This is a genomic window from Halomonas sp. ISL-56 (assembly GCF_018612805.1).
In the GTDB taxonomy this organism is placed as follows: domain Bacteria; phylum Pseudomonadota; class Gammaproteobacteria; order Pseudomonadales; family Halomonadaceae; genus Vreelandella.
Genome location: NZ_JAGGRO010000004.1, coordinates 141,314 through 156,072 on the forward strand (window position 1 = coordinate 141,314; position 14,759 = coordinate 156,072).

The 14,759-nt window shown below is 54.7% G+C and carries 14 protein-coding genes and 1 CRISPR repeat array; of the genes, 8 read left to right on the forward strand and 6 right to left on the reverse strand.

The genetic code is table 11. From position 1 onward, the window contains the following. Positions 1-713: 713 nt before the first annotated feature. From J7J49_RS02750 to J7J49_RS02765, 4 genes are all read left to right on the forward strand, one after another. Positions 714-842 carry an entericidin A/B family lipoprotein gene (locus tag J7J49_RS02750; RefSeq protein WP_215089998.1) on the forward strand — a complete coding sequence of 43 codons (129 nt, stop codon included), beginning with the start codon at positions 714-716 and terminating at the stop codon, positions 840-842. A gap of 5 nt (positions 843-847) precedes the next feature. Beyond that, a complete protein-coding gene (locus J7J49_RS02755) occupies positions 848-1,378 on the forward strand; it encodes a YqiA/YcfP family alpha/beta fold hydrolase (protein ID WP_082906681.1) in 531 nt (176 codons plus the stop codon). A 119-nt stretch (positions 1,379-1,497) separates the two neighbouring features. Beyond that, positions 1,498-1,671, forward strand: coding sequence for a DUF6435 family protein (locus J7J49_RS02760; protein ID WP_121499403.1), 174 nt, complete (start codon positions 1,498-1,500; stop codon positions 1,669-1,671). Next, on the forward strand, positions 1,655-2,533 hold the full coding sequence (locus J7J49_RS02765; protein ID WP_251048106.1) for a ChaN family lipoprotein: 879 nt from the start codon (positions 1,655-1,657) through the stop codon (positions 2,531-2,533). The genes J7J49_RS02760 and J7J49_RS02765 overlap by 17 nt, the downstream gene beginning before the upstream one ends. A 22-nt stretch (positions 2,534-2,555) precedes the next feature. On the opposite strand, the gene ntrC is transcribed toward J7J49_RS02765, so the two are convergent. The 4 genes from ntrC to glnA form a co-directional block, all read right to left on the reverse strand. Then, positions 2,556-3,983 carry a nitrogen regulation protein NR(I) gene (gene ntrC / locus J7J49_RS02770; protein WP_035582763.1) on the reverse strand — a complete coding sequence of 476 codons (1,428 nt, stop codon included), beginning with the start codon at positions 3,981-3,983 and terminating at the stop codon, positions 2,556-2,558. Beyond that, positions 3,980-5,038, reverse strand: coding sequence for a nitrogen regulation protein NR(II) (gene glnL, locus J7J49_RS02775; RefSeq protein ID WP_064235099.1), 1,059 nt, complete (start codon positions 5,036-5,038; stop codon positions 3,980-3,982). Before glnL ends, ntrC begins: the two co-directional genes overlap by 4 nt. A 263-nt stretch (positions 5,039-5,301) precedes the next feature. Continuing rightward, entirely contained in the window at positions 5,302-5,853 is a 552-nt protein-coding gene (locus J7J49_RS02780) for a DUF4124 domain-containing protein (protein ID WP_215090002.1), read from the reverse strand. An 82-nt stretch (positions 5,854-5,935) separates the two neighbouring features. Then, entirely contained in the window at positions 5,936-7,342 is a 1,407-nt protein-coding gene (gene glnA / locus J7J49_RS02785) for a glutamate--ammonia ligase (protein ID WP_064235054.1), read from the reverse strand. 532 nt (positions 7,343-7,874) lie between these two features. Between glnA and J7J49_RS02790 the strand changes: the two genes are divergently transcribed. Then, complete coding sequence (locus J7J49_RS02790) at positions 7,875-8,498, forward strand: glycosyltransferase family A protein (protein WP_215090004.1); 624 nt, start codon at positions 7,875-7,877, stop codon at positions 8,496-8,498. Between the two features lie 148 nt (positions 8,499-8,646). Here J7J49_RS02790 and J7J49_RS02795 read toward each other — a convergent pair whose 3' ends face one another. After that, on the reverse strand, positions 8,647-9,675 hold the full coding sequence (locus J7J49_RS02795; protein ID WP_215090006.1) for an acyltransferase family protein: 1,029 nt from the start codon (positions 9,673-9,675) through the stop codon (positions 8,647-8,649). Positions 9,676-9,827: 152 nt separating this feature from the next. On the opposite strand from J7J49_RS02795, the gene J7J49_RS02800 reads away from it, so the two are divergent. The 3 genes from J7J49_RS02800 to J7J49_RS02810 all read left to right on the forward strand — a co-directional run bounded on the left by J7J49_RS02800 (position 9,828) and on the right by J7J49_RS02810 (position 12,197). Then, on the forward strand, positions 9,828-10,784 hold the full coding sequence (locus J7J49_RS02800; RefSeq protein WP_064235057.1) for an alpha/beta hydrolase: 957 nt from the start codon (positions 9,828-9,830) through the stop codon (positions 10,782-10,784). 80 nt (positions 10,785-10,864) lie between these two features. After that, positions 10,865-11,170 (forward strand): hypothetical protein, encoded by a 306-nt coding sequence (locus tag J7J49_RS02805; protein WP_215090008.1) that lies wholly within the window; start codon positions 10,865-10,867, stop codon positions 11,168-11,170. A gap of 706 nt (positions 11,171-11,876) precedes the next feature. Beyond that, entirely contained in the window at positions 11,877-12,197 is a 321-nt protein-coding gene (locus J7J49_RS02810; RefSeq protein ID WP_251048121.1) for a DUF29 domain-containing protein, read from the forward strand. A 210-nt stretch (positions 12,198-12,407) separates the two neighbouring features. Further along, positions 12,408-14,057: a CRISPR direct-repeat array (repeat unit 28 nt; unit sequence TTTCTGAGCTGCCTGGGCGGCAGCGCAC). Between the two features lie 129 nt (positions 14,058-14,186). Here J7J49_RS02810 and cas6f read toward each other — a convergent pair. Further along, on the reverse strand, positions 14,187-14,756 hold the full coding sequence (cas6f, locus tag J7J49_RS02815) for a type I-F CRISPR-associated endoribonuclease Cas6/Csy4 (RefSeq protein ID WP_215090009.1): 570 nt from the start codon (positions 14,754-14,756) through the stop codon (positions 14,187-14,189). Positions 14,757-14,759: the final 3 nt, after the last annotated feature.

The following is a 14,759-nucleotide window of genomic DNA, read 5'->3' on the forward strand; positions in this document are numbered from 1 at the left end:
AGACTAAAACAATCCATTAATCTGTGCGGTAGCGATCCGTGCAGGTACCGCGCAACAAGATTCGTCGAAAAAGTAATTTAAAATTAATGACTTATTAAAAATTACGCACGCGAAAAAACCACCTCATTTTCATGAGATGGTCGTTTCGCATCAGTCCACTCCTGTGTTTGATGAACAGCGCCTCCCTGCGCTGTAACCAGTGAGTGGGCTAATTGTCCTTTAACATCCTGTTGGTCTTTCGGCGTCCTGCCTTCCTTTTGCTTGTCAGCCCACTCACTCAGTTACTGGTTAAACATTTCAAAATGGCTAGTGCTAAGTAACTGAATTTTTAGCTAACTGGCTAGCGCTTAAACACTCACATAAGTACATGCAGGCAGTGAGCCAACCCATGCCAATATAAACAAAATCTATTAATAAACAGAACCTTATAAAAATAAAAATTGATAAGAAAATCTATTTCAACCCTCTTTACCATGTATAGAAGTGACACATGCGACATGAGCACAGGCCTTAGGGGCACACTTTTCCAGCTGGGCTATAGCGAAAAGTCCGCGCAGGTATTATTTTGGCTAGGGCCTGTTGACGTTTCATCGCGGCCGTGAGTGAAACGTCAACAGGCCCTAAATTATCACTCAGCTTTTCACCAAATTTCAGGCTTCAAAAGCCGCCTCTTTACTTCCTACGGTTGACCCCATACGTTCGAGGAGAGCTATATGAAACGTCCAGTTGCTCTAAGCATACTCATCATCACCCTACTGCTGGTCAGTGGCTGTAATACCCTCCGCGGTGCGGGTGAAGACCTTGAACAGGGTGGCGAAGCTATCCAGCGTGCAGCGAGTTAAACGCTATGATGACTGTTTATTTATCCCATGGCCTTGAGAGCGGGCCAGGAGCACTAAAAACCCAGGCGCTGAAAGGCGTAGCGGAAAAGCTGGATGACTGTGAACCGGTGGTCATGGACTATCGAGACATAGCAGAGCCTAAGCTGCGCCTGCAACATCTGCTGAGGGTATTAGCCGAGCGCGGTGACGACCCTGCCCGGTGTGTGCTGGCAGGCTCAAGTTTGGGGGGCTGGCTAAGCGCCGCGGTGAGTGCACAACAGCCGGTGTTGGGCTGCTTTCTGCTGGCACCCGCGCTAGGCTTAGCCGACTACCCAGAAACGTCACCGACTATTCAGGCCCGGCACACGCATATCATTCACGGCTGGCGGGATGATGTCGTCGCCCCGGAACCGGTCATCGAGCGGGCCCGCCTGCAGCGTCTATCGCTGCGAATGGTAGACGACGATCATCGTTTGCATGCCAGCCTGGAGACTATTTTGTGCGATTTTGAGCGCTTTTTACGTCAGTGCAGCGCGCCTGAACAATACGCTTCGTAAACCTAGATAAAACAAACATTCGACACGAGCACTCAAAACCTATACAAATGGTGTACATAAAGCGGATATTGCACCAGAGTTTATATAGCTCTAGAGCTTATAGAGAAAGGAGATTGCTCATGTTAGGCATGTTTAAGCGCGACCCCAAAAAGAAACTTCAGCAAGAGTATGAGCGTAAACTTCAAGCGGCCATGGAGGCTTCACGCAATGGCGATATGCGCGCCAATGCCACGCTTACCGAAGAAGCAGAAGCGTTGCTTGCCGAGATACGGCGCATTGAAGCGACAGAATAGTCGTTTCGGCAGTAGACAACGCTACAGCTTACTCGCGGCTTTTGCGCTTGTTAGCCTACAGACCAGCGTAGCGCTGGCGGGGTGCCCCAGCCCAGGGCAGTGGTGGCAGAATGAGCGGCCGCTCGCGAACAGCGATTTGCTAACTACGGCGGCCCAGCAGCAGGTGGTATTGCTCGGTGAACAGCACGATGACATTGCCCATCACCGCTGGCAGTTGCATACCCTAGCGGGATTGCATGCCCTTCGCGATGATTTAGTGATTGGCCTGGAAATGCTACCGCGCAGCGCTCAGCCTGCTCTGGATGCCTGGATAGCCGGTGAATTGGATGACAATACGCTGCTTGAACAAACCCAGTGGGACGAGGCCTGGGGATTTGATTCAGCCCTGTATATGCCGATTTTAGCGTTTGCCCGAATGGCACAGATACCGTTGGTTGCGCTTAATATCGCCCCGGAGCTGCGCCAGCGGCTGGTCACTGATGGCTGGGAGCGCGTACCCGCGGATGAGCGCTTTGCGATCCCGCCGCCACAGCCCGCCAGCGCTAGTTACCGCTCACGGCTCACCGAGGTGTTTAATCAGCACGCCATGGGCGAGGATCCGGAGTCGCTTGAGCGTTTTATTCAGGCGCAGCTCACCTGGGATACCGCCATGGCCCAGCGCTTGGCCGAAGCCACAGAGAGCGGCGCCCTGGCGGTGGGCCTAATGGGGCTAGGCCATGTGATCTACAACGAAGGCGTTGCCTATCAGCTCAATGCCATGGGCATTAACGACACCGCTAGCCTGCTGCCCTGGCAAATGAGCAACTGCACCTTGCCCGACCCCACCCTAGCCGATGCGGTATATATACTCGCTGACGATTAGGAGTCTGTCTGACTTCTAACAATTACTCGTCAGCGAGTGCCGGTAGCAACGTTTTCAGTTTACGCGTGAGCGTATTGCGCCCCCAGCCTAGCAGCTCGGCGGCTTCACCTTTGCGTCCACCGGTGTGTTTTAACGCCGTCTCAATCAGAATCCGCTCAAAATCCGGCACCGCTTCTTCCAACAGGTGGGTATGGCCTTCAGCCAGAGCATGATCCGCCCAATCGCGAAACGCCGTGCGCCAATCGCCGTGGGCACTGCTTTCGGAAGCGCTGGGTGAGCGCAGTTCCGGGGGTAGATCTTCAACCAGAATTTCACGCCCCGAGGCCATCACGGTCAGCCAGCGGCAGATATTCTCTAACTGGCGCACGTTACCGGGCCACGGCAAGCGCGTCAGATGAGCCTCAGCTTCGCTGGTCAGCACCTTGATATCAGTGGTCAGTTCTTTCGCCGCCTCGGCTAAAAAGTGCCGTGTTAAGCGGGGAATATCTTCCCGCCGCTCGGCAAGCTTGGGCAGGTGAATACGGATTACGTTCAAGCGGTGAAACAAATCCTCCCGGAAGCGTCCGTCGTCCACCAGCACTTCTAGATTTTGGTGGGTAGCGGCGATGATACGTACGTCCACTTTGACCGGCGTATGCCCACCAACGCGATAGAACTCGCCATCGGCCAATACACGCAGTAAGCGCGTTTGGGTTTCAGACGGCATATCGCCAATTTCATCTAAAAACAGCGTGCCGCCATTGGCCTGTTCAAAGCGCCCCTGGCGCTGCTGGGCCGCCCCGGTAAACGCGCCCTTCTCGTGACCAAACAGCTCAGACTCTATTAGGTCGCGGGGGATCGCCGCCATGTTGAGGGCGATAAACGGCTTACCCGCCCGCGGGCTGTGCTGGTGAAGCGCCTGGGCAACGCGCTCTTTACCGGTACCCGACTCGCCGTTAATCAACACCGTGATATGGGAGTGGGAGAGGCGGCCAATGGCCCTAAACACCTCCTGCATCGCCGGCGCTTCGCCAATAATCTCAGCGTTTAACCCTTCCGGCACGGTGACCGGACGCTGACGTTCACGGGCGTGGGCCACGGCGCGACGCACCAGTGCCAGAGCCTCGTCAACATCAAACGGCTTGGGCAGGTATTCAAATGCCCCACCCTGATAAGAAGCCACGGCGCTGTCCAGGTCGGAGTGCGCGGTCATCACGATCACCGGCAGGTCGGGATGCGCCTCGCGCACGCGCGCCATCAGATCAAGTCCGTCGATACCCGGCATACGAATATCGGTGACCAGCACGTCCGGAGGGCTTTCCAGCAAACGCGTCAGGGCAACGTCGGCGCGCTCAATACACTCAACGTCCAGGTCGGGTTGCGCTAATGCGCGCTCCAGCACCCAGCGGATAGCGCGGTCATCATCGACAATGACCACCCGCGCAACATCATTACGTGCAGCCTCAGTCATGACGCTTCTCCGGTGAAATTAATAACCATGGGAATCAGTAAACGAAATTCGGTGTGTCCAGGGCGTGAGTCGCATTCGATCAATCCTTGATGTTGGTGCAAAATCGACTGGGCGATAGAGAGCCCAAGTCCGCTGCCTTCCGCACGCCCCGACACCATGGGGTAAAACAGCGTTTCCTGCAGCGCAACGGGAATGCCGGGGCCGTTATCGATCACCGCAACTTCACTGACCAGTCGGTGGCGTTCAGCGCCAAGGGTAAATTGGCGGCGGGCGCGGGTGCGCAGTATTAAAGAAGGCTCCGGCGTTTGCGCATCGCTCATGGCCTGCACCGCATTGCGAGCCACATTGAGCACCGCCTGAATCATTTGCGCCTCATCGCCGGAAAGGTCGGGCAGGCTGGGGTCATAATCGCGGCTGATCGTTACGCAAGGGTGCTCGGCAATCAGCAGCGCTCGCACACGCTCAAGCACTTTGTGAATATTGACCGGCTCGTGCTTAAGAATACGGTTAGGGCCAAGCATGGAGTCGACCAAATCGCGCAGTCTATCCACCTCTTCCACAATGATATGGGTATATTCGCGCAGCGCCGGGTCGTCCAGATCCCGCTCTAATAGCTGGGCGGCACCACGGATGCCGCCCAGGGGATTTTTGACTTCGTGGGCAAGCCCGCGGGCAAGCACCTTGATGGTCTCCTGACGGGTGGTGAGCGCTTCTTCACGGGAGATCTGCATCAAGCGATCCCGCGGCTCAACTTCTAACAGCAACTCATCGTCAGATAGCGGCGTCACCGTGTAGTCAACCGTAAGCGGTTCACTATTAAGCGGCGTAATGCGCGCTTCGCGCTGGGTATAAGGGTGAAACGCATCCCGCGCCTTAGCCAATACATCGTCAATGCTTTCATCCCCGCCGAGCAGCGTATCCAGGCTGATCCCGTGAACACGGCTAAGGCTGACCGCTAACAACGCTTCAGCGGCAGGGTTCATCCAGCGCACACGCAGCTCGCCGTCTAGCAGCAATACCGCCGTGGTGAGATGTTCAAGCAAACGCTGATGCATGGTGGTGTCCTGAAAAATCACGTCTTCCATCGCCGTTACAGACCTACAGGTGGATGATCAATGAGGGAACTGCAAAAAGCGCGCCAACTATGCATCTATGCCCAGTTGCACGGCTTGCGGGCATCGCCGGGTACAGGGACGAATCGTTTTAGCGCACCCACAACGGCAAATGCACCTATTGATGCACCACTTTAGTGCATACAGGCGATGGTAGGGAATTCTAATGCCGGATTTACTCATAAACCGCGTTTAAGAAACGAGCATTAAGGCACCGTAATCGTCACGGCTGCTGTACGGTGCTGCAAACGTTGGTGGCTATCCAGCAACTCTGCCTGAAGTTCGTGCCGCCCTGCGGCAAGCCCCGTTAGCCAGAAAACGTTGCTGTGCAGCGCTGTCTGGCTAATATCGCCATTCACTAGCAGCCGTACCTGGTGGTCGTCGCGCAGCGGTGGCGCAATAGCCACTTCCACCGCGGTCATACCGTTTTCCACCCGTGCGCCCTGCTGGGGCAGCGCAATCGAGAAGTGGTCATAGGGCATAAAGGGCTGCCCCGGTTTACCGCGCAGTCGTGCAGCAGCCGGTGTTGGGGCGCTAGGATTGGCGAGCGCAGCGTTTAACCCAGGCGGCAGGCTTGGCAACGGCGTCAACTCCAAGGCCTCGCCACCGCGGCCAGGGTTATCGGTGAAGGTAACGTTGCCGTGCTCATCGGTCACCCGGTAAACCGTTTGCCCGAACGCCGTTGCTGCACTGCCAGCGAGCGCTGCGCCCAACAGGGCTACCCGCACGCCGCGCATCGCTACTGTATTAATGCTCATCGCACCCCTTGCAGCGCTGCTCAGCCCCCAGTAATAAAAAACCCCGCCGGAGCGGGGTTCTATTAACAATCACCGTGACTCATTAACAGCTGTAGTACATATCAAACTCAATCGGGTGCGTGGTCATACGGATACGCTCCACTTCTTCCATCTTGAGTTCAATGTAGGCATCGATCATTTCGTCGGTGAACACGCCACCTTCGGTCAAGAATGCACGGTCAGCGTCGAGGGCTTCCAGTGCTTGATCCAGGCTGTGCGCGACAGTCGGTACTAACTTGCCTTCTTCTGGCGGCAGGTCGTACAGGTTTTTGTCCATGGCGTCGCCAGGATGGATCTTATTCTTGATGCCGTCGATACCGGCCATCAACATGGCAGAGAAGGCCAAGTAAGGGTTGGCGGTCGGATCAGGGAAGCGCGCTTCTACGCGTTTGCCTTTCGGGCTTGCCGTGTAGGGAATACGGATTGAAGCAGAACGGTTGCGGGCGCTGTAAGCCAGCATAACCGGCGCTTCAAAACCTGGCACCAAACGCTTGTAAGAGTTAGTAGAAGCGTTAGTAAAGGCGTTCAGTGCACGAGCGTGCTTGATGATGCCGCCGATATAGAAAAGCGCCATTTCAGACAGGCCAGCGTACTCGTCACCGGCAAACTGGTTTTGGCCATCTTTCCAGAACGACTGGTGCACGTGCATACCCGAACCGTTATCACCTACCAGCGGCTTCGGCATAAAGGTCGCCGTTTTGCCGTAAGCATGCGCTACGTTGTGGATCACGTACTTCATTTCCTGAACTTCGTCAGCTTTCTTCACCAGCGTGTTGAATTTGACGCCGATTTCGTTCTGACCCGCGTTAGCAACCTCGTGGTGGTGAACCTCGACGGTCTGACCAATCGCTTCCAGGGTATTACACATCGCACCACGAATATCGTGGAAGCTGTCCACCGGAGGAACCGGGAAGTAGCCGCCTTTAACGCGCGGACGGTGACCTAAGTTGCCGCCTTCTACCTGACTATTGGTTGCCCAGGCACCTTCGTCAGAAGTAATTTTATACATGGAACCCTGAATGTCAGACTTCCAATGCACTTCGTCAAAGATGAAAAACTCAGGCTCAGGACCGAAAAACGCGGTATCACCCAGACCCGTAGACTCTAGATAAGCTTCGGCGCGCTTGGCAATGGAGCGCGGATCACGATCGTAGCCCTGCATAGTGGCCGGCTCGATGATGTCGCAACGCAGAACCAGCGTTGCATCCTCGGTGAAGGGGTCGAGGTAGCCTGTACCATCTTCCGGGCTCAGAATCATGTCGGATTCGTTGATGCCCTTCCAACCTTCGATAGAAGAGCCATCAAACATTTGGCCATTCTCGAAAAATTCTTCGTTCACATCGCGAGCGGGCACGGTAACGTGCTGTTCTTTACCGCGCGTGTCGGTAAAACGCAGGTCTACCCATTTAACATCGTGTTCTTCAATTAGCGCGAGAGTCTTGGCTGACATAGTGTCCTCCGGTATGAGCGTGGCTTAAAGCTAACGACAGTAAGCTACCGATAAAAGTGTTGTTCGACAAAATACGTGCTAAACCGCACGTTTGTCATTCTTGTTCGCTCAACGTTTGCCTGACATTTTTCACAAATCGCTCAGCGAGCATTTCAGACCGGCTATCGTTTTAGCACGCCGCAAGGCTTATGCCTACGGCCCGCTAGCCGCTTCCAAATATAATGCAGAGAGCATGCCAACACTGCACCAATATGGCATAAAAAGACAACAACTAACTGTTTTATAACTATTAAAAAATGGATCTCAATGCCTCTTGATGACGCATAATTGTTAAAGCAGGCTTCTAAAGCCGCTTAAAAAAACCATAACGCACCAAAATAGAACAAAAATAATTCTTTATGCGCACTTTTAGTGCATTAAATATACTGAATACTCTTTTGGGGCTCGCAAGTTTTTTTACTTGCTACCCAAATAAACCAGATACTACAATAAATTACAATTTGATAGGTTTGCTCACAGTCGGAGTCGGCAAATGGGATCGGTCTGCTTTATTGTTGACGCCATGGTGACGGGTGAAATGTTGCCACGCCACTTAAAATCCATACGTGAATCCGGTGTTGCCGACCATTTGCTGCCTATTTTGGTGACGGCCACTCATGCCCAAGAACGGCTGAGTGCTATCGAGCAGCGTTACCACACTCACTCGCTAATTACCCCGGTGCGGCCCCTAGGGGCTCGCCTCAATAAAGCGGCGTCTGCCAGTCAAGCAGAGTGGCTAATCATTGCGCTGCAGAAAAAACCACTGCCATCCGACCTCTGGGGTGCGCTCTACCCACAGCTCAACACCTACAGTCTTGACGCCTTAATTATCGGTTTCACCCAACCATCGCTGCCGGAACGCATTCTACGGCGCTTATTGGTTAGCGCCTTGATATTCCCGCCCTACATTGCCGTTAGGCGAGCGTGGCTTGAACGCTTGGGCGGCTTTGACCCTGAGCTGGACGATAGCAGAGCGATAGATGATTTCCTGCAGCGTTTACACGCCTTCCCCACCCGTTTGAAAAGCTACAGCGGACATTTGCTTAGCCAAGCAGAAGAGCCAGCTACCCGCACGTTGCCTAACGCACCCGATACGATTTGCACGCCTCGTCCCTGATACGCTTTCTGCCGCTACTCACTAGCGCTTTCTTTACCGGCCTGTTTTAACTGGGCTGTCTTTACTGGCTTATCTTCACTAACCTAGCTTTACTAACCTAGCTTTACTAACCTAGCTTTACTAACCTTGTTTTACTAACCTTGCTTTACTAACTTACCTTCAACCGCTTGCCGAACAGCATCGCGCCAAGTGTGGTGGTATTAGCCAGCTTATTAAGCGACGCCGACCCCACTACGCCCACCACCAAAAGCACCAGGGCATACGCTCCTATCGGTAGCGACAAAGGCTCAATAGCCAGATCGGCAAGCACAAAGAACATCGGGTGAGCCAAGTAGATACCAAACGAATACGCATTGATGTGGCGCACCCACATAGGCGCAGGCCGCCCGGCCAAGTAACGCATGGCGCAAAGCGTAAATAGCACGAAGAAAGGAATCACCCACACCTCTTTAGAAGAGAATGCCAGCCAGCCCGCAAAGGTCGCGGCAATAATCAGCGCCACCAGCAGCGCCAGCCATACCGGGCGTGCCATTTGCTGCATCCAGGCAGGCCGCGCCAGAAACAAGCCCTCAGGAGCTAACGGGTAGTAGCGCACCAACACCAGCGCCAGGAAAAATACATAGATCCACCCCAGCGGGGCAATCCACAGCAGATAGCCGGGCCAGTCAACGTCAAACCAATAAGCCAGGCCCCAATACGCCATGCTGATGACACAAGCGCCCCACAGCCACGGCACCGGGTTCAAGCGCCACAGCTGCCAGCGGGTAAACAACCAATAGGCGGCATAAAACTGCATGGCAATGATTAGAAAATAGCCATGCCAGCCCGCATAAATATAATACTCAACAGCGTTGGCCACGAAGCCTACCGGCTCGTCTGATGCCTGCAACCTTACCCATTCAGCCGTCGAATAAATAAAGCCATACACAAAATACGGAACCATTACATACTTCACACGCTGGGCCAGAAAGCCTTCCGGCACGGCTTTGTCGTAGCGAACGGCAAACACAAAGACAGCAATAAACAGGAAAATCGGCGTGCCCAACACCAACGGTATGCGCATCAAATCGGTAGCAACGTTATCGAGGCGTTGATTGACGTGATCTAATAAATGAAACAAAAAAACGGCCATACAGCCGTAAGCACGCAACCAATAGATCTCTTCAATTTTCCGCATTGGGCCTCCCGCCGCTACCTATTCCTACCCTGGCATTTTGAATGGCGATGATGAATGACTATGCTAACTGACTGTCTTATATGGCTATGATGAACAATGAGGGCCTTCACGCTGTCCGACCCTATTGAACAGTTTTAATTCCCGGAGGAAACGTGTTCATCCCCAAGCCACCGCTGCTTTCGTACCGATTTAACGCCCTACTCACTGCATTTATTGGGTGGCTAACATTCAGTGGCCATAGTTTAGCCAGCGAGGTTGAGCACCATCAGTTTTTCTCGCCCACGCTAGGTTACGACTACCCCTACAGCGTTTATTTACCTGACAATTATGACGCCCAAGCGACAGACGCCTATCCCGTTGTGTATATGCTGCACGGCTCGTTTAATACTGACCGCGATTGGGTTTCTCGCGGCAACTTGCAGCAGGTGGCGGATAGGTTAATTAGCGCCGGACATATTCCTCCGGCCGTTTTCATTATGCCCGGCAGCCGCAGTTGGTGGGTGGATGGTCACAACGAACCTGCCCGTAGCGCGTTTTTTAACGACCTAATGCCTCACGTGGAAGCAACCTATCGCGTGGGACAAGAACGCCACCTGCGTGGCGTGGCGGGCTATTCGGCCGGCGGCTATGGGGCACTCAACTTCGCTCTGGAGCGGCCTGAGCTGTTTGCCGCAGTCGCCGTGTTAAGCCCCGCAAGCTACGCTCCCCTGCCGCCGCGTAACTCCACCGCCTGGCGCCACCCCTCATTTATCAATGATCAGGGGCGGTTTGATCGCGAACTTTGGCAAAGCCTTAACTACACCGCCTATTTGGAAGACTACCGCCTGCGCGTAACTCCCCGCGGTACTGAGGAAGAGGGCGATCTTCCCCCCGTGCCGCTGTATATCAGCGCGGGACGTAGCGACGTTTATGACGCGGAATTTCACGCGCGCATCCTGCGTCAAGCCATGGAACGCATCCAGCCCAACGATGTGCGGCTTGATCTCTACCCCGGCGGCCACACATGGCAGGTATGGCGCGCCAGCCTACCGGCAGCGCTTAACTTTCTATTTCAGTACGTGGGGCAGGAAAACAGCCCACCGGCGGTGGAAGAACAGAACCTTGGATAAACAGAACACAACCCCGTTGAAGGCACTACACTAAGGCAATGCGCTTCAAAAACACGCTTATTTAACCAAGGAAGACAGCGATGCATCAGCATATTGAATGGGACGAACCCGGCAACGCCAGTATTGTGCTGTACTTTAAAAAGCACCCGGAGCAGAGCGGCCAACCTGACCCAGGCGACATTATTTCCGCCCGCTATCAAGGCGCCATGGTTCGCGTCAAAGTAGAAGCCTACCGAGAAGATGACGCCGTCAGCATCGGCGAAGTCGCCGCGATCATCGATACCAAAGGCGGCCGCCACCAAAGCCACCACAAGCTGGAAGTCGGCCACATCGTCCGAGTACCCGACGATAAACGCGCCATGGAAACACCCCCACAAGAAGATTAGGGTTTTGCGTTTTCTAAACTCACCAGACAAGCCACCACCGCGGTGGCTTTTTTTGCGCAAAGTTAACCAACCAAGCAACACATCGAGTAGCGTCAGCGCAGCGGTGCCACGGGCACACACCTTAAAGCCAGCTTTAAAACTGCCTTGGCTGAAACGCACTGCGGATGGGGAGACTCGAACCCCCACATTTCTCCTAAGAATCCTGAGCAGCAACGCTCACTTGCCAATTATTACCCGTTATGCAGATTCCGAGTAGCGCGCGGTAAGCCTCAGGCGCACCCGCGAAAGCACCGCGCAGCGGTGCCAAGGGCACATATCTAACCACAACTGCCTGGGCGGCAGCGCACTGATCTCTTGAGGTGGGCCAACGTTTAGACATTTTCTGAGCTGTCTAGGCAGCAGCGAAAAGGATGCTGGGGTGATAGCTTTTGTCGCTTTGATTCTGAGCTGTCTGAGCATTAGCACAAAACTAATTATAACCACACAAATTAGCAGGCAGACTATCCCCGCATCCCGCTTTAACAGCAGTAAACAGAAGCCATCCCGTTAACTTATATTCACTTCAAGTTTTTCGCCGGCTGTCGTCTTACGTTTACACTAAACAGATGCAAAGCGGTTTTAGAGGAGTATCACTATGGCCGTACATTATGAACACGATGCCTAGGCCTGGGCGCTTGAGCAAGCAGGATTTCTGCGGGCAGGAAAACTGGAACAACTTGATCTTAAGCATCTGGCCGAGGAGATTGAAAGCATGGGCAAAACCGAACGGTGCGTGCTGGTCAGCCAAATGGCTCGCCTGTTAATGCACCTGCTTAAATGGGATCACCAGCCTGAACGGCGCCCACGTAGCTGGCGGTTGACCATCATCGATGCCCAAGCCAAAACAACCCGCCTGCTTAACGACAACCCCAGCTTGAAAGCATTACTACCTGAGCTGATGAACGAAGCGTATGGAGATGCCCGCCGCGCAGCAGCGATTGAGACTGGTAGCGAGCTTTCCAGAGCAATGCATGTACGGTTTCGATGAAGCAGTCACATTTCAATCTGTCGAGCATTAAGTCATATCATCGTTAACAGACCATCTTGCTCGCCCAATGCACATTCCGAGTAGCGCGTAAGCGTCAGTGCACCCACGGAAGCACCGCGCAGCGGTGCCAGATGCACATACCTTAAATCTATCTGAAACTGCCTGGGCGGCAGCGCACGGTGCCGCTAGAGCAACTACCGCTTACGGAGTTTTCTGAGCTGCCTGCGCGGCAGCGCACAGAAGGTTGGGGATTCCTGGCCGTACCCGCAATTTCTGAGCTGCCTGCACGGCAGCGAGCTCTAACACCGAAATGCACACCTCATGACGATATTTCTGAGCTGCCTGGGCGGCAGCGCACACTTCAAGCGCTTTTCGGGTTTCGGCGGGGCTTTTCTGAGCTGCCTGGGCGGCAGCGCACTGCGTTCGCAAGGCGACAGGCGGCTCTCTTGATTTCTGAGCTGCCTGGGCGGCAGCGCACGTACTCGTCAACACGGCAAAGCTGATCTACCATTTCTGAGCTGCCTGGGCGGCAGCGCACTCTCGGGCGAACTGCACTACTTCCATGAGTGCTTTCTGAGCTGCCTGGGCGGCAGCGCACGCGCACGGTGCCGAAGTTATTCAGCGTGGCTATTTCTGAGCTGCCTGGGCGGCAGCGCACAATTTTCTGGCAATGAAGATACCCAGGCTGCTTTTCTGAGCTGCCTGGGCGGCAGCGCACGGCGATTCAGCGGAAATTCGTCGGCTTGAGCTTTTCTGAGCTGCCTGGGCGGCAGCGCACTCTCAGTGTGATTATGCTTCCGCGCTGTTCGCTTTCTGAGCTGCCTGGGCGGCAGCGCACATGAACCCCTAAACCTGAACCCCTCTCTTCACTTTCTGAGCTGCCTGGGCGGCAGCGCACTTTGTTCATGCCCTAGCATCTGTTGAATAACGTTTCTGAGCTGCCTGGGCGGCAGCGCACGGATAGCTTCGTTGAACGCAATGTCGACGCTATTTCTGAGCTGCCTGGGCGGCAGCGCACCGGACACCCTTTGGCGTGCAGGTGAGCTCTTTTTTCTGAGCTGCCTGGGCGGCAGCGCACGACACCGGCGACACCCCTTGACTCTACCAATATTTCTGAGCTGCCTGGGCGGCAGCGCACCAGGGGTGCAACTGCGGACTCCTGGGGGCCATTTTCTGAGCTGCCTGGGCGGCAGCGCACTTTTTGCCATGCGCGCCGCGTTTTAGCCGGGGTTTTCTGAGCTGCCTGGGCGGCAGCGCACCTTGAGAGTGGCGTGTAGGGCAGCGTTACAGTTTTCTGAGCTGCCTGGGCGGCAGCGCACGATTTGACAAGTAATGCCGCCGAACATGAGCGTTTCTGAGCTGCCTGGGCGGCAGCGCACTCCGTTCCCGTAGCTCAAGCGCTTGGAGTGCATTTTCTGAGCTGCCTGGGCGGCAGCGCACCGGCATCATCCTCTAGCGTATCGAACAGACTGTTTCTGAGCTGCCTGGGCGGCAGCGCACCAGCAGGTGGCCGAAGATCGAGGCGTGGTGGCTTTCTGAGCTGCCTGGGCGGCAGCGCACTCAGTACCACTAGGGCCAACTAGATCCATATTTTTCTGAGCTGCCTGGGCGGCAGCGCACCGGCGATTCAACCAGAACCCCGCGCCCGTTCTTTTCTGAGCTGCCTGGGCGGCAGCGCACATCAATTACAGCGAGTTCAATAAAGCGTTTGATTTCTGAGCTGCCTGGGCGGCAGCGCACTGATTGATAGAGTCGGAGATAGTTTTAAGCGATTTCTGAGCTGCCTGGGCGGCAGCGCACCTTGTACTGCAGCATTCATGCGCAAAATCTCATTTCTGAGCTGCCTGGGCGGCAGCGCACTAGAGCATATCAAAATTAATGTGCTGATTGTTAAAGAGCTTTAGCCGAAAAAAGCGGTATCACCCTTTTTTGAGCGATACCGCTAAGTGGTTGATTATTGGTGGCCTAATTTATTGCTGAGAAAAAGGGTCAAAACCAGGGCACCGTGGCGTTGGGACTTAGCCCGTAATGGCTGAACGTGCCATCCGTGGCAGACGCGGCCGGTTTGCCATGTTCAATAAACAGGCTAAAACGCTGCTGTGTGGAGCGGCTATTGATCTGCACAAAGGGGAGCTCAATGCGCCGTTCGGCCAACTTAGCGTAAATTTTCCGCGCCTCTTCTTCGGAAATATCATGCCGTTTAGCGTAGCGCTTGGCTCGGCTTTCACTGCCCGTATTGAACTGCTTACGCGCCACGTTGACGTGTTGAGCATCAGCAGGTACTGCAAGCACCTCGCTCACCTGGGTGTGATCGCGCATACCCGTTAGCCAGTCGGCGCTCATTAGCTGCTGCAAACGCGCTTGCGTGCTGTGTAGGCGAAGATGGTCGCCTAGTGTCCGGGAACGAACACCGTGCTTATGGCCTGGGAAACTGACGCCTACATCCACAGCCTGAAAATCAAACAGCGCCCGGTGCAGCTTGTTATAAAGCGCGCCCATCAACATTGCCGGGGCGAAGTCAGGATCGGGCCTTAATCGGATATCGATATAGTGATCCATGGC